The sequence below is a fragment of the Pseudorhodoplanes sp. genome (genome assembly GCF_035565795.1).
Classification (GTDB): Bacteria; Pseudomonadota; Alphaproteobacteria; order Rhizobiales; family Xanthobacteraceae; genus Pseudorhodoplanes.
The window spans coordinates 14,656-27,972 of the sequence record NZ_DATMRV010000232.1 but is presented as its reverse complement, the minus strand read 5'-3'; the positions used below and the strand labels follow the sequence as shown (position 1 = coordinate 27,972).

Annotated in this window: 16 protein-coding genes; 8 read left to right on the top strand and 8 right to left on the bottom strand. The window is 62.9% G+C overall.

Going from position 1 to position 13,317, the window contains the following annotated elements; translation table 11 throughout:
* Positions 1 to 302: 302 nt before the first annotated feature.
* Complete coding sequence (locus VNZ93_RS20775; protein ID WP_325709720.1) at positions 303 to 536, bottom strand: hypothetical protein; 234 nt, start codon at positions 534 to 536, stop codon at positions 303 to 305.
* A gap of 483 nt (positions 537 to 1,019) precedes the next feature.
* On the opposite strand from VNZ93_RS20775, the gene VNZ93_RS20770 reads away from it, so the two are divergent.
* The 4 genes from VNZ93_RS20770 to leuD all read left to right on the top strand — a co-directional run bounded on the left by VNZ93_RS20770 (position 1,020) and on the right by leuD (position 3,075).
* Positions 1,020 to 1,256, top strand: coding sequence for a hypothetical protein (locus tag VNZ93_RS20770; protein ID WP_325709717.1), 237 nt, complete (start codon positions 1,020 to 1,022; stop codon positions 1,254 to 1,256).
* A complete protein-coding gene (locus VNZ93_RS20765) occupies positions 1,246 to 1,686 on the top strand; it encodes a metallopeptidase family protein (protein ID WP_325709714.1) in 441 nt (146 codons plus the stop codon). Before VNZ93_RS20770 ends, VNZ93_RS20765 begins: the two co-directional genes overlap by 11 nt.
* 35 nt (positions 1,687 to 1,721) lie before the next feature.
* Complete coding sequence (locus VNZ93_RS20760; protein WP_325709712.1) at positions 1,722 to 2,120, top strand: heme-binding protein; 399 nt, start codon at positions 1,722 to 1,724, stop codon at positions 2,118 to 2,120.
* 349 nt (positions 2,121 to 2,469) lie between these two features.
* Positions 2,470 to 3,075: a 3-isopropylmalate dehydratase small subunit gene (gene leuD, locus VNZ93_RS20755; protein WP_325709709.1), complete on the top strand. Its 606-nt coding sequence runs from the start codon at positions 2,470 to 2,472 to the stop codon at positions 3,073 to 3,075.
* A gap of 49 nt (positions 3,076 to 3,124) precedes the next feature.
* Here the strand turns inward: leuD and VNZ93_RS20750 are convergent, their stop codons facing one another.
* Positions 3,125 to 3,739: a LysE family translocator gene (locus VNZ93_RS20750; protein WP_325709706.1), complete on the bottom strand. Its 615-nt coding sequence runs from the start codon at positions 3,737 to 3,739 to the stop codon at positions 3,125 to 3,127.
* Between the two features lie 79 nt (positions 3,740 to 3,818).
* Positions 3,819 to 4,697: a CoA ester lyase gene (locus tag VNZ93_RS20745; protein WP_325709703.1), complete on the bottom strand. Its 879-nt coding sequence runs from the start codon at positions 4,695 to 4,697 to the stop codon at positions 3,819 to 3,821.
* A 76-nt stretch (positions 4,698 to 4,773) separates the two neighbouring features.
* Between VNZ93_RS20745 and VNZ93_RS20740 the strand changes: the two genes are divergently transcribed.
* Complete coding sequence (locus tag VNZ93_RS20740; RefSeq protein ID WP_325709700.1) at positions 4,774 to 5,511, top strand: DUF429 domain-containing protein; 738 nt, start codon at positions 4,774 to 4,776, stop codon at positions 5,509 to 5,511.
* 43 nt (positions 5,512 to 5,554) lie between these two features.
* Positions 5,555 to 6,229, top strand: a complete 675-nt coding sequence (locus tag VNZ93_RS20735) for a carbonic anhydrase (protein WP_325709697.1) — start codon at positions 5,555 to 5,557, stop codon at positions 6,227 to 6,229.
* A 42-nt stretch (positions 6,230 to 6,271) separates the two neighbouring features.
* Here VNZ93_RS20735 and VNZ93_RS20730 read toward each other — a convergent pair whose 3' ends face one another.
* Positions 6,272 to 7,306, bottom strand: a complete 1,035-nt coding sequence (locus tag VNZ93_RS20730) for an aspartate-semialdehyde dehydrogenase (protein ID WP_325709694.1) — start codon at positions 7,304 to 7,306, stop codon at positions 6,272 to 6,274.
* A gap of 262 nt (positions 7,307 to 7,568) precedes the next feature.
* Here VNZ93_RS20730 and VNZ93_RS20725 point away from each other — a divergent pair, with 262 nt between their 5' ends.
* Positions 7,569 to 8,528, top strand: coding sequence for a hypothetical protein (locus VNZ93_RS20725; RefSeq protein WP_325709692.1), 960 nt, complete (start codon positions 7,569 to 7,571; stop codon positions 8,526 to 8,528).
* A gap of 12 nt (positions 8,529 to 8,540) precedes the next feature.
* Here VNZ93_RS20725 and VNZ93_RS20720 read toward each other — a convergent pair whose 3' ends face one another.
* The 3 genes from VNZ93_RS20720 to VNZ93_RS20710 all read right to left on the bottom strand — a co-directional run bounded on the left by VNZ93_RS20720 (position 8,541) and on the right by VNZ93_RS20710 (position 11,483).
* A complete protein-coding gene (locus VNZ93_RS20720; protein WP_325709689.1) occupies positions 8,541 to 9,638 on the bottom strand; it encodes a sulfite oxidase in 1,098 nt (365 codons plus the stop codon).
* Positions 9,639 to 9,739: 101 nt separating this feature from the next.
* Positions 9,740 to 10,114 (bottom strand): hypothetical protein, encoded by a 375-nt coding sequence (locus VNZ93_RS20715; RefSeq protein WP_325709686.1) that lies wholly within the window; start codon positions 10,112 to 10,114, stop codon positions 9,740 to 9,742.
* A gap of 19 nt (positions 10,115 to 10,133) precedes the next feature.
* Positions 10,134 to 11,483, bottom strand: a complete 1,350-nt coding sequence (locus VNZ93_RS20710; protein ID WP_325709683.1) for a sulfite oxidase — start codon at positions 11,481 to 11,483, stop codon at positions 10,134 to 10,136.
* A 212-nt stretch (positions 11,484 to 11,695) separates the two neighbouring features.
* Here VNZ93_RS20710 and VNZ93_RS20705 point away from each other — a divergent pair, with 212 nt between their 5' ends.
* Positions 11,696 to 12,064 (top strand): hypothetical protein, encoded by a 369-nt coding sequence (locus VNZ93_RS20705; RefSeq protein ID WP_325709680.1) that lies wholly within the window; start codon positions 11,696 to 11,698, stop codon positions 12,062 to 12,064.
* 75 nt (positions 12,065 to 12,139) lie between these two features.
* Here the strand turns inward: VNZ93_RS20705 and leuB are convergent, their stop codons facing one another.
* Positions 12,140 to 13,249 carry a 3-isopropylmalate dehydrogenase gene (gene leuB / locus VNZ93_RS20700; protein ID WP_325709677.1) on the bottom strand — a complete coding sequence of 370 codons (1,110 nt, stop codon included), beginning with the start codon at positions 13,247 to 13,249 and terminating at the stop codon, positions 12,140 to 12,142.
* Between the last annotated feature and the right edge of the window lie 68 nt (positions 13,250 to 13,317).

Sequence of the window (13,317 nt, the reverse complement as noted above, 5' to 3'; positions counted from 1 at the left end):
CGCTGCGCACTGATGTCGGTGTGTTCGACATTCGCCGTGGTGTTGACGCCGTTTGCTTTAGCGGTTCCATCCGCCTTCGCCGGCATCGCGAATGCTGCAGCGATGCCCGCCGCGGCGAGAGTTACAACCATAGCCTTCATCACGCAGACTCCTTGTTCCGTTTCGCGTTTCGTGTCGCCTCTCGCCTGCTAACGCGCCAACGCAATTTCCGTTGCAGCCAAGGTGCGCGAGCCCAGCCATGTTTGCGAAAACAAAAGGCCCGCCTCGCGGCGGGCCTTCGTGTTCGATCACGGATCGCTTTATTAGTAGTACCGATAATAGCGATACGGACGGTAATACGGCCGATAGTAATAACGGTACGGCCGGTAATAGCGATAGGGCCGGTAATACCGGTAGTAATAACGCCGCGCGCTGATCTCGTCGTGAGTGACCGTCGCCTCGCCGTTGCGCACGCCATCCGCAGCTGCGGAAGCAGGCAAGGGCGTCAAGGCAACGAGCGCACCGAACAAAGCAAGGAAGCCGAGATACTTCAGCATAAGCCCTCTCTCTCCAAGATGAAGCTGCCTCCTCCACCTTAAACGCGCGGAAGCATGAGTTGCAATTGTCCCCTGCGGACACGCTACGCGAATGACGAAGGAAAGTTAACCCCTCACCCAGCGGCACCGCATCTGCGGAGTGACAACCGTCCCGCTCGGTCTGTATTCCGTTGCATACCAATCGACACAATGTCGCACGTAGCCCGGTCCGGGCCATGCATACGGGCCGGGACGCGGGTAGTCATAGGCCGCTGGCGGTGTGACGCGGACGCGCGGACGCTCCCTCGTCTGCGACGAGAATTCGGTCGCCTGCACATTCGCGTTTTGGACTGATGAAACCCGAGCGGCTGGGCCATTGGCCGAGACGACCAATGCGGCGGCAAGAAGTGCAAAATGATGCGGTTTCATGGGCGAACGCTCCCCTATCTCGTCCGCGCCGTCAACCGTTTGTGTCCGGCGTGCCAACAGGCATATTGTGGCGCCATGGAACCCACCCGCGATCAGGAAAAGCGCCGTGCCGCGCTCGCGGATCTGACTCGCCTGCAACACGAGGGCGACGCACTCGGCGGCTTGTTCGGACGCGCGCGCGGCCATTTCGGCGCAGCCGATACCCCCGCGGGCGATCGAATCGAATTGTGGGGCCGCCGGATCGGTCGCACATTGAGCGCCGTCGCATTCGTGGCCCTCGCCATCTATCTTTACGCAACCTATGTCCGCTGACACGCCCGCAAGTCCGCTCGCCGAGCCCCTGGCCTGGCGTCACGTCAAAGCGCCATCGCTCGACGAAATGGAAATCATCGCCGCCGACGCCTATGGCAGATTGCCGGAAACATTTCGCACCCTGTGCGAAGGCGTGATCCTGCGCGTCGACGATTTTCCCACCGACGACGTAGTCACCGAGATGAAGCTGGAGAGCGAGTTCGACATCCTCGGACTATTCCAGGGCGTCGGATTGCCATTCCGCTCCGAAAGCGCACCGACGCACATGCCCAACATGATCTGGCTCTACCGCCGGCCGATCCTCGATTACTGGGCCGAACACGACGAAACATTGGGCGCCATCATCACACACGTGCTCGTGCATGAGATCGGTCATCATTTCGGTCTCTCCGACGACGACATGGAAGCGATCGAAGCCAGCGTTCTATAACCCGACACCTCACACGCAATTCCGGGGAGCACCTCATGCGCAAAAAGCCGTGCCTGCAATCGTTCGACGTTCACAAGATGGCCGCCGCCTGCCGCGCCGAAGCCGAGAAGAACAACTGGAGCGTCACGATCGCGATCGTCGATGACGCGGGTGTCCTGCTCTATCTCGACCGCATGGACGGGGCGATCGCCACAACCTCGGAAGTCGCGACCTTGAAGGCAAAGACCTCCGCGATCACCCGTCGGCCGTCGAAATTCTGGGAAGATCGCGTCAAGGACCGGCCCGCCTTCATGAATTTCCCGGGCATCCTGCAGATCCAGGGCGGCCTGCCGATCATGTATGAGGGTGAATGCGTCGGCGCGATTGGCGTGTCCGGCGTGCAATCGCATGAGGACGAGCAGATCGCGAAAGCGGGAATAGCAACGCTGTCCTGATCAGTCCGGCTTCTTGCGCCGGCCCTTCTTTTCGGGTCGGCGCGGGCCGGATCTGTCCGGCCCGGCCTCCGCCCGTTCGCAAATCCCGCCCATGATCGCGACCGACCGCCTGCACTGCTCCATGGCGGGAAAAACACAGGCCACGGGCCGAGGTTTTGTCGGACCGATAGCACCACAGGGAACCCTGCACCTGAGCGGGCAAGGCCACAGCCAGAACGCTCGCAAAGATTGCCGCCAGGGCATACATGCCAGTCTCCGGCTCCCGATACTTGACCAAACCCCGGCCTGGCTGCATGACAAAGAACAATTCCAGGCTGCCGCCCGGCGGCCGCTCTAAAGGTATGATGCCATGGACAAATTTACGGTTCTGGAAGGCGTGGCGGCGCCCCTGAAGGTGGTCAATGTCGACACCGACATGATCATCCCGAAGCAATATCTGAAGACCATCAAGCGTACCGGCCTCGGCAAGGGCCTGTTTTCCGAGAAGCGCTTCAATGACGATGGAAGCGAGAACCCCGATTTCGTCCTCAACAAGCCTGCCTACCGCAACGCCAAGATCCTCGTTGCCGGCGACAATTTCGGCTGCGGCTCTTCGCGCGAACATGCGCCGTGGGCGCTGCTGGACTTCGGCATCCGCTGCGTGATCTCGACCTCGTTCGGCGACATCTTCTACAACAACAGCTTCAAGAACGGCATCCTGCCGATCCGCGTCACGCAGGAAGAACTCGACAAGTTGTTCGACGACGCCGAGCGCGGCGCCAATGCGACGCTGACCATTGATCTCGAGAAGCAGGAAATCCGCGGCCCCGACGGCGGCGTGATCAAGTTCGACATCGACCCGCATCGCAAGCATTGCCTGCTCAACGGTCTCGATGACATCGGCCTGACGATGGTGAAGAAGGACCGCATCGACTCGTTCGAAAGCAAGGTCGCCGAAGATCGTCCGTGGATGTGACTGTCGTTCCGGGGCGGCGCCTGGCGCCGCCCCGGAATAACCGTGGTTTCTACCTTGTCCTTGTCAGCGCGAGCCAGACGCCGCCGCCGATCAGGAACACCCCGCTCAGTTTCGAAACAAACCGCACGCGCGTCTGCGTGAACATGACGCGCGCGCGTCCCGTGAGGATCGCGTAGGCACCGTCGGTGACAGCCGCCGTCAGCATCGCCGTCAAGCCGAGCAGGATCACCTGCCAGACATAATCGCCCGCCGGATTGACGAATTGCGGGATGAAGGCGCCGAAAAAGATTAGCACCTTCGGGTTCGACAGCATCACCAGAAACCCCTGCAGGAAAAAGCCGCCCCGCGGCTTTGGTGTCTGTCCCGGATCGTCGAGACGGCCGGTTGAGCGGAACATCTTGATGCCGATCCAGATCAGGTAAGCCGCGCCCAGAAAACGGATCCAGTCGAACCACACGCCCATGGTTTCGATGACCGAGGCAAGGCCGATCACCAGCACGCCGACGAACACGGCAAGGCCTGCCTGCGTACCGGCGACATTGGCAAGGCCTGCGCGCGTGCCATGCGTCAGCGAATTGGCGACAATCAGCGTCACCGTCGGACCGGGCACGAGCGTGAACACCACGCAGGCGAGGAGATAGGCGGCGAAGAGTTCGAGGGACATTGATCAACCTCGTGCGGAAAAGCGCTTCCTCAAACTCCGCTCATTCCGAGCGGAGCATGGTGTGAATTCGAGCAGGTCATCAACCTCGCGCCGCAATCGCATCCGCGATGGCGACCGTCCTTCGCGCGATATCGGCATGCATGCGCTCGACCATGCGGCCGTCCAGCATGATCGCACCCTTGTCGGCATTTTCCGGCAGATCGAATGCCGCAATGAACTTGCGCGCCTGTGCGATCTCCGCTTCGCTTGGCGAGAACGCGTTGTTGCACGGCGCGATCTGGTTCGGATGGATCAGCGTCTTTCCGTCCATGCCGAGATCGCGGCCCTGCTCGCATTCGGCGACGAAACCTTCGGCATCGGATATATCGTTGTAGACGCCGTCGAGCACGGCGATGCCGTAGGCGCGCGCCGCCAGCACGCACGTCGTCAACCACGGCAGCATCGGTGCGCGGCCGGGCAAAAGCTTCGCCGACGTTTCCTTGGCGAGATCGTTGGTCCCGAGCACAAAGCCGGACAACCGGGTTTCGGAATCCTTTGCGGCCGACGCGATGTCCAGAATGTTGAGGATCGCGAACGGAGTCTCGATCATCGCCCAGATACGGGTCTTCTTGTTGCAGCCCATGTCGAGCAACCGGCGGCCGACCATTTCGAGCTGATCGGAATTGTTGATCTTCGGAATGAGGATCGCGTCCGGCGCGGCCTGTGCGGCAGCCTTCATGTCCTCGGCATGCCAGGGCGTGTCGATGCCGTTGACGCGAATGAACACCTCTCGTGCGCCGAAGCCGCCCTGCTTCACCGCAGCGGCCACCTGATCGCGTGCCTGCACCTTGGCATCCGGCGCGACCGCATCCTCCAGATCGATGATGACGCCGTCGGCGGGCAGTGTCCGCGCCTTTTCGATGGCACGGGCATTCGAACCCGGCATGTAAAGTACGGATCGGCGCGGCCTGATAGTCATCGTTCCCCCTGATCACCCGGAGCCTAGCGAGCCCGACTGTCTCATGCCAGCGTAAGCCATGGGCGACAATGGTCGAATGAGGAGCGCGGATATCTGGATCGCCGGGGTGGACGGCTGCCGCGCAGGATGGATCGTGGCGTTGGTAGGGCCGGACGGCGGGGACGTGCACGTCCGCGTGCTGGCGCATTTTGCGGAGATTCTGGACGCACCGGAACAGCCGGCCGTGATCGCCGTCGACATGCCGGTCGGTTTGCCCGAGCGGACGGGATATGGCGGACGCGCCGCCGAGAATGCGGTGCGGCCGCTGCTTGGCGCACGGCAATCGGCAGTGTTTTCCGTGCCCTCGCGTGCGGCGCTGGAACAGACCGATTATCGCGAGGCCTGCGCGGTGGCGCTCGCGACATCGGACCCGCCGCGCAAGATTTCAAAGCAGCTCTTCATGATCGCGCCGCGTATCCGCGAGGTCGATGCTTGTCTGCGCAACAATCCGGACGCGGTCAGACGGGTCTTCGAAGTTCATCCCGAACTCGCGTTCTGGCGGCTCAATGGCGGCCGCTCATTGCCCGAACCGAAGAAGGTCAAAGGCAAGCCCTACGATCCCGGTCTCGCCCAGCGCCGCGATCTCCTCATCAATGCCGGCTTGCCCCGGAGCATCGTCGGGAGCGCGCCGCCACCCGGCGCCGGGCCCGACGATCTGCTGGACGCGCTGGCCTGCGCCGCCATCGCGCGCCGCCTGCATGCAGGAATCGCGGAACCGTTCCCCAATCCGCCACCGGCGGATCGTTACGGCTTGCCGATGGCGATCTGGGCGTGAATAAGGGTGTCCGAACGGACTTGGCGTCCAGAAGGGTGTTGCGATGAGTTTTCCCGAGCGCCTTGTCGAAGGCTACACGGCATTTGTTGGCGGAAGGCTGCGCGAGGAGCAGACCCGCTACCGGGAACTTGCGGAAATCGGCCAGTCGCCCGAGATCATGGTGATCGGCTGCTGCGATTCCCGCGTATCGCCGGAAGTCATCTTCGACGCGCGCCCGGGCGAATTGTTCGTGGTTCGCAACGTCGCGAATATCGTGCCGCCCTATGCTCCTGACGGTCAGGCTCATGGCGTGTCGGCCGCGCTGGAATTCGGCGTCGCTGCACTCAAGATCAAGCACATCGTGGTGCTCGGGCACGCGCAATGCGGCGGCGTGCGTGCTTTCGCGGAAGATGCCGAGCCGCTGACACCCGGCGACTTCATCGGCAAGTGGATGAAGCTGATGGCGCCGGCGATGGAAAAGATCGGCCCGCGCGCGGAAGGCGAAGCGCCGGGCGACTATCTGCGGCGGCTGGAGCAGGCGAATATCGTCAATAGTCTCGAGAACCTGATGACGTTCCCGCGCCTATCGAAGCTGATTGCGCGCGGCGAGGTCAGCATTCACGGCGCCTATTTCGGCGTCGCGACCGGATCGCTGTATGTCTGCGATCGAAATGGCGGTGAATTCGTTCGGGTGGCGAAGGCCGAGCACTCGGAAGCGCTGAACGCGATCCGGTTCTAGAACTCCCCTCTCCCCGCGTTGCGGGAAGAGGGGAAAGGAAAATCAGGCCGCCTTCTGCTTCGCGGTGATCAGCTTGCGGTTGATCAGGCACTCCGCGATCTGGATCGCATTGAGCGCCGCGCCCTTGCGCAGATTGTCCGAGACGCACCACAGCGCGAGGCCGTTCTCGACGGTGGAATCCTCACGCACGCGGCTGACATAGGTCGCGTCGTCGCCAGCGGCTTCATACGGCGTCGCGTAACCGCCATTCTCGCGCTTGTCGACGACCAGTACGCCCGGCGCGTTGCGCAGGATTTCGTGCGCCTGATCGACGGTCATCTCTTTCTCGAACTCGATATTCACTGCTTCCGAGTGGCCGATGAAGACCGGCACGCGCACGCAGGTGGCAGTCAGCTTGATCTTCGGATCAAGGATCTTCTTGGTCTCCGCCATCATCTTCCACTCTTCCTTGGTGAAGCCGTCATCCATGAAGACGTCGATGTGCGGAATGACGTTGAAGGCGATGCGCTTGGTGAATTTCTTTACCTCGAGTTCGCCGAGCGAATAGACCGCCTTGGTCTGGCGATCGAGCTCGTCCATGCCGTCCTTGCCGGCGCCGGAGACCGATTGATAGGTCGAGACAACGACGCGCTTGATCGTCGCCGCATCATGCAGCGGCTTCAGCACGACGACGAGCTGCGCTGTCGAGCAGTTCGGATTGGCGATGATGCCCTTCTTGCGGAAATCCGCAATCGCGTCTGCATTCACCTCGGGCACGATCAGCGGCACATCCGAGTCGTAGCGCCAGGCCGACGAGTTATCGATTACCACCGCGCCCTGCGCGGCTATCTTCGGCGACCATTCCTTGGACACGGTGCCGCCGGCGGACATCAGGCAGATATCGACGCCGGAAAAATCATAATGCTCGAGCGCGGTCGCTTTCAGAGTTTTGTCTCCATAGGAGACCTCAACGCCCTGCGAGCGGCGCGACGCAATCGCGACCACCTCGTCGGCGGGAAACCGCCGTTCAGCAAGGATATCGAGCATTTCCCGGCCCACATTTCCCGTGGCGCCGACCACCGCGACCTTGTAACCCATCGTTCACTCTCCGAGGGAAAATTGCCGGTATTTCGCTGCTGCAGAAACCCGGACGGAGGCGCTTCTAAGCGAGAAAGACAGCCGTGACAACGTCGGCCTGAAAGGCCGCCGAGGGAGGCTGTTTTTGAGGGTTTTTGAAGTGCAGTCCGGGGCCGGAAGCGCCCCGTCGCAGCCTTTTGCGCGCGTTGCTGATACAGGTGCCTCTGCGCTGCTGCGTCCGCACGTCCTGGCACTGCGCAGCGGCCTGAGACGCCAGCTGTCCGTGCTGCGGTTTCGGGCCGGGCTCGCGCTCGACGGAAAGCTGGTCGCGGAACGGGCGAGCGCGGCGGCGACCGGAGCCCTCGATGCGATCGGCCGCGGGATCGAAACCTTGGGCTGGCGGACGACACAGGCCGCCCTACGCGCCTTCGAATGGCGACGCGTCGCGCTGGTCGCGAGCGAGCCCTTCGTCCTGCCGGCCGAGTTCCGTGCCGCGCTGGTCCGTATCCTCGCTTATCTGGGCGCCATCGGCGCGCTGTCGCTGATCGCGGCGGAGTTCTTCAAGCAACCGGAGCTGATTGCACAATCCGATGCGCCGCAGCGCCCGGCCTGGATCGAGGTCGACAAGCCGTGGCCGGCCTTCGAGCTGTCGATCCCGGGCTTCGGCGAGGACGAAACCCGCTACGCCATCCGCCGGCATGCCGAGGGCGGGGGCCGCAGGGATACCCTGTCATTCGGCGAACTCGGTCGCACGCAGCGCTTCATTAATTTCGAGATCTATCGCGCCGGACGCGAGATCGGCGACTTCGGCCGCCCGTCCGACGACGTGCGCGAACTGGCTGCCGAACAGGGTCGCGTCAGCGGCTTGCGAAGCGCAATGCCGATCCCGTCCAAGTTCGGCCCGTTCCAGACCTACGAATTCGCGATCGGCCCGTTCAACGGCTACAACTGCATCGGGTTCGTGCGCAGTTTCGAGACGCCCCGCGTGCAGATCAGCGGCCTGTCCTGCAACATGAACCTGCTGGTCGATCGTTCGGTGATCTCCTGCGCGCTCGATCGGCTGACGCTGATGTCCGCCGGCAGCGATCCCGATATCGCGCGCCTGTTCGCACAGGCCGAACTGAAGCGCAGCTTCTGCGGGATGCGCGATCATCTGCTCTACGCAACACCGAAGCGGCCCGGCAGCGAGACCGCCCTGTCCGTCGAACCGAAGCCACGGCTGCGCGGACGGATCGCGCGATAGGCGCGTGCGCCCTCAGCCCACCCGAACCCTGAGGCGGTGAACCGGATTTGCGCCGTAGCCTTCGGGATTCCAGAAGTTCGCAACGTAAGGCTGCGATACGCCGCGGCTGTCCGTCGCACGCGAGCCGATCTCGAAATAACCGTCCGACGGAAGCGGCACGCGCGCTGTCCAGCGCGTCCAGTCATATCTGTTGCGCGGCGCACAGAGCGAGGCGTCCTGCCATGTGGCGCCACGATCGATCGAGACCGACACTTGCTGCACATCGTGGTCGCCGGCCCAGGCTGCGCCGCGCAGCGAAATCTCGCGCGTTCCCGGGGGGAGCCTTGTCCCGTCTGCCGGATTGGTGATGATCGAGCGCACCGGCATCGATTCGAGATCGCGAAGATTCGACTCGTCGATCAAATCGCCCGGCGCGATCGGTTCGATCGGCACGCGATACGCCATGCCGCCCATGCCCGGCCCGTCATGCACACGATCGCGAATCCAGATCCGCGTCAGCCACTTGGTCGAGACCGAAGCCGGCCATCCTCCGATCACCAGCCGCACCGGAAATCCGTGGATGTGGTCCAGCGGTTTTCCGTTCATGCCCCACACGATCAGATTGTGCTCTTCCATCAGCTTGGCGATCGGCACGCCGCGCGACATGGCCTGACGATCAGTGCTACCGGAGAGATCGGGGTCAGCGCCGAAATGGCCGCTGAAGACTGCGGATGATTTCACGCCGGCCGCTTTCAGCACATCGGCGACGCGCACACCGGTCCATTCGGCGCAGCCAACACCGCCATTCGTCCACTGAACGCCACGCGTCGGCGGATCGAAGAAGGAGCGCCCATTGCCGCCGCATTCCAGCACCATGCGAAGCGTGACGGTCTCGAACCTGGCTCTAAGCGCGTCGAGCGTCAGCGCGAGAGGGTTCTGGACTTCGCCATCGATCGTGACCGTCCAGCGATCCGGATCGTGCGCACGCGCCGGCGTAAGGCCGTTGTTGCGTATGAAGAACTTATCCGTCGGCGTGGTGTCGTCATCGAGCTGACTTGCGGGCGTCTCCGCAACGAATGGCGCTTCGCCGAGCACAACAAGTGCGTCGCTTTTGTGAGCATTCCCCGGCATTGTCCCCCTCGTGCGTCCGCCCGCGACGCCTGCCTATCATCGTTGGCGCGACGATCGACGGTCAATCGGCAGCGGCTTTCCGACGCGGCCGGAAACGATCATCAATTCAGGAACGGATTGGGGCTTCCGCGTTGCGTCGGCGGATAATGCCGCTCGAGATAATCGAGGATCAACTTGCGGTCGTCCCCCTCGATCCTGTTCATCCCATGCCGTGCGGTCATCCAGTTCAGCGAATCGTCCCATTGCGCGCGGGTCATGCCCTGCTGCGCGACGATCTTGAAGCCGTGGCACGGCGTGCAGGAATAAAAAGTCTCTTCGCGGCCGGGACCTGCCGGAAGATCCTCCGGTTTCTCGTCGGTCGGCGCGAAGATGCGCTGTTGCTGCGCCTCAACGGATAATGGCGCAACGCAGATCGATGCGAGCGTCAGCGCGCAGATGAACCGCCGCGCCATCAGCGCGGCGGTCAGTCGGTACATCCAGGACATCATCGTGCGATCAGCCGACGAGGACGCGCACGCGGTGCATCGGATTGGCTCCGTAGCCCTGCGGATTCCAGAACCCTGCGACATGCGGCTGAGCGATCCCGCGGGAATCGGTCCCGCGCGTCCAGATTTCGAAATAACCGTCCGACGGCAGTTTCACATTCGCGGTCCAGCGCTGCCAGTCATACTTGTTCTTCGGCTTGCCGAGCTGCGCGCGCTGCCAGGTCGCACCGTAATCGAGCGACACGTCGACCTGCTTCACTTCGTAATCGCCGGCCCATGACGCACCGCGCAGCTTCACCTCGCGCGTGCCAGCCGGAATCTTTGTCCCGTCCGCCGGGTTGGTGATGATGGAGCGAACCGGCATGGACTCGAGATCTCTGAAGTTCTTCTCGTCGGCCTTGCCGCCCGGCACCATCGGATTGATGGCCACGCGATACGACGTGCCGCCCATGCCCTGGCCGTCGTGAACCTTGTCGCGGATCCAGATGCGGTTGAGCCATTTAGCCGAGACAGATCCCGGCCATCCGCCGATGAGGAGACGCACCGGACCACCGTGAATGTTAGGCAGCGGTTGTCCGTTCATTGCCCAGACGATGAGATTGTTCTCGTCCATCAGCTTCTTGATCGGAACGCCGCGCGAGATCGCAACGCGGCTCGTGTCGCCGGACAGATGCGGGTCGGCACCGTAATGACCGCTGAACACCGCCGAAGGCTTCACGCCCGCAGCCTTCAGGACATCTGCGACGCGAACGCCGGTCCACTCAGCACAACCTGCACCGCCATTGGTCCATTGATTGCCGCGCGCCTGCGGGGTGAAGAAGGAGCGGCCGTTGCCGCCGCATTCCAGCACCATGCGGCGCGTCACCGGCTTGAACTTCGCCTTCAGCTCTCCGAGCGTGATGTCGATCGGCTTGTTGACCTCGCCGTCGATCTTGATCCTCCACTTGTCGGCGTCTTTCGCCTCATCCGGAATCTGCCCGTTATTCCGGACGAAGAATTTCTCGGTCGGCGTCGTATCGTCGTCGAGTTGAGCCTCGGGCGTCTCGGCAACGAGCGGCTTTTCTCCGAGCACGACCAGCTTGTCGCTCTTGCCCGGGAAATTCAGATAGGTCGGTCCTTTCGCAGCCGGCGCTGCGGGCGCGGCCGGCTTGTCCTGCGCCATCGCCGCCGGAACAAGGCCTCCCGGCATATTGGCTGCGAACGGAATGGAGCCGCCAACAACGGCGCCCATCGCCGCGAGGCCGGCGCCGCCAAGGAATCCGCGCCGGTCGACCCCGGTCTTGCGGCCAAACGCAACGGTGTCCGCACGCTCCGGATCGTCGGCGTAAAGTTCCTCGAGAGATCGTTCGATCTTCATCATTTGTAACCTCCCTGCCGGCATCATCATGCCGTTCCGTCGCCGCGGCATCTCCGTGCCACGCATTCAATAATCCTAATGCGTTGGAGTTCGTGGTCAATCGGCCACACCGATGGCGTTCGGACGCGGTTGCAGGCGGTCAACCGGGCGCGGACCTTGTTGCCAGGAACCAAAGCCAGCTAAAGTGATTTCCAATTGAATCGACGAGGACGAAGATGCGCCTGTCCCTGCTAGCCTCCGTGGCCGCGGCCGTTATCGGCGGCGCGATATGCCTGACCGCCGGGTCGGCAGATGCCCAGACCCGGAAGCGACAGTCGACGGACGACATGTTCTTCTATTCGAACCAGGCGCGCGATTACCGGCATCGGCCGCGTCCGCGCGTCGTGGTGCGGTCGCGCTCCTATCTCGATCCGGGACCGGAACTGATTCCGGGCGAATACAAGTATCGCGAATATGCCGAGCCCTACGGCTATTCGGCGATCACCGATGCCGTTCCGAACCAGACCTGGAGTCGCAACCCGTTCAACGGCCCATTCGATACCCCGGGCGGACGGCCCTGGCCGGGCCGGGTCGACTGGTGGTGAGCCGCTAAAGGTCTCGAAACGAAAAAAGCGCGGGCATGACCCGCGCTTTTTCTTTTCCGGATGGCGGCCGCCGGATTACGCGGCCTTTTCGATTTCCTCGGCGATCGCCTGACCCATCTCGGCCGTGCCGACGGTCTTTTCGCCCTTCGCGGCAATGTCGCCGGTGCGAAGTCCACGCGCGAGCACCGACGAGATCGCCGCATCGACCATGTCGGCTTCCTTGCCCATGCCGAAGGAATAGCGGAGCGCCATTCCGAACGAGGCGATCATCGCGATCGGGTTCGCGATGCCCTTGCCGGCGATATCCGGCGCCGAGCCGTGCACGGGCTCGTACAGCGCCTTGCGCTTCCCCGTCTTCGGATTGACTTCGCCGAGCGAGGCGGACGCCAGCATGCCGAGCGAGCCGGTGAGCATCGCCGCGATATCGGACAGCAGATCGCCGAACAGGTTGTCGGTGACCACCACGTCGAACTGCTTCGGGTTCTTCACGAGCTGCATGCCGCCGGAATCAGCCAGCTGGCTCTCGAACTGCACATCCTTGAATTCGCGCGCATGCAGGTCGGTGATCACCTCGTTCCAGAGCACGCCCGTCTTCATGACGTTGCGCTTCTCCATCGAGGTCACCTTGTTGCGACGCTGGCGCGCCAGCTCGAACGCCACACGGCCGATCCGCTCGATTTCGTAGGTGTCGTAGACCTGCGTATCGACAGCGCGCTTCTGGCCGTTGCCGAGATCCGTGATCGTCTTGGGCTCACCGAAATAGACGCCGCCGGTCAGCTCGCGCAGGATCATGATGTCGAGACCCTCGACCAGCTCGCGCTTCAGCGAGGAGGCATCGGCCAGCGCCGGATAGGTCACGGCCGGGCGCAGATTTGCATAAAGGCCGAGATCCTTGCGCAGGCGCAGCAAGCCCGCCTCAGGACGCACCTCGTAGGGAACCTTGTCCCACTGCGGTCCGCCGACCGCTCCGAAGATCACCGCGTCCGCAGCGTCCGCCTTGGCCATGGTTGCGTCGGTAATCGAGACCTTGTGCGCCTCATAGCAGGCGCCGCCGACCAGGTCTTCGTCGTAGGTGAAGTTGGCGATCCCCTTCTTGTTGAACAGATCGATCAGTTTTTTGACCTCGGCCATAACCTCTGGGCCGATGCCGTCGCCGGGAAGCAGAAGGAGATTGTAGGTGGCCATAAATGCGCCTCACAGGATGGAAACCGGCGGAGTGCTAAAGGCCCCCGCCGGAAATGACAAGCGCCACC

Bases quoted from the DNA above. Each gene is read 5' to 3' on its own strand.
- VNZ93_RS20775 (WP_325709720.1), bottom strand. From the start codon at position 536: ATGCTGAAGTATCTCGGCTTCCTTGCTTTGTTCGGTGCGCTCGTTGCC.
- VNZ93_RS20770 (WP_325709717.1), top strand. From the start codon at position 1,020: ATGGAACCCACCCGCGATCAGGAAAAGCGCCGTGCCGCGCTCGCGGAT.
- VNZ93_RS20765 (WP_325709714.1), top strand. From the start codon at position 1,246: ATGTCCGCTGACACGCCCGCAAGTCCGCTCGCCGAGCCCCTGGCCTGG.
- VNZ93_RS20760 (WP_325709712.1), top strand. From the start codon at position 1,722: ATGCGCAAAAAGCCGTGCCTGCAATCGTTCGACGTTCACAAGATGGCC.
- leuD (WP_325709709.1), top strand. From the start codon at position 2,470: ATGGACAAATTTACGGTTCTGGAAGGCGTGGCGGCGCCCCTGAAGGTG.
- VNZ93_RS20750 (WP_325709706.1), bottom strand. From the start codon at position 3,739: ATGTCCCTCGAACTCTTCGCCGCCTATCTCCTCGCCTGCGTGGTGTTC.
- VNZ93_RS20745 (WP_325709703.1), bottom strand. From the start codon at position 4,697: ATGACTATCAGGCCGCGCCGATCCGTACTTTACATGCCGGGTTCGAAT.
- VNZ93_RS20740 (WP_325709700.1), top strand. From the start codon at position 4,774: ATGAGGAGCGCGGATATCTGGATCGCCGGGGTGGACGGCTGCCGCGCA.
- VNZ93_RS20735 (WP_325709697.1), top strand. From the start codon at position 5,555: ATGAGTTTTCCCGAGCGCCTTGTCGAAGGCTACACGGCATTTGTTGGC.
- VNZ93_RS20730 (WP_325709694.1), bottom strand. From the start codon at position 7,306: ATGGGTTACAAGGTCGCGGTGGTCGGCGCCACGGGAAATGTGGGCCGG.
- VNZ93_RS20720 (WP_325709689.1), bottom strand. From the start codon at position 9,638: ATGCCGGGGAATGCTCACAAAAGCGACGCACTTGTTGTGCTCGGCGAA.
- VNZ93_RS20715 (WP_325709686.1), bottom strand. From the start codon at position 10,114: ATGTACCGACTGACCGCCGCGCTGATGGCGCGGCGGTTCATCTGCGCG.
- VNZ93_RS20710 (WP_325709683.1), bottom strand. From the start codon at position 11,483: ATGATGAAGATCGAACGATCTCTCGAGGAACTTTACGCCGACGATCCG.
- VNZ93_RS20705 (WP_325709680.1), top strand. From the start codon at position 11,696: ATGCGCCTGTCCCTGCTAGCCTCCGTGGCCGCGGCCGTTATCGGCGGC.
- leuB (WP_325709677.1), bottom strand. From the start codon at position 13,249: ATGGCCACCTACAATCTCCTTCTGCTTCCCGGCGACGGCATCGGCCCA.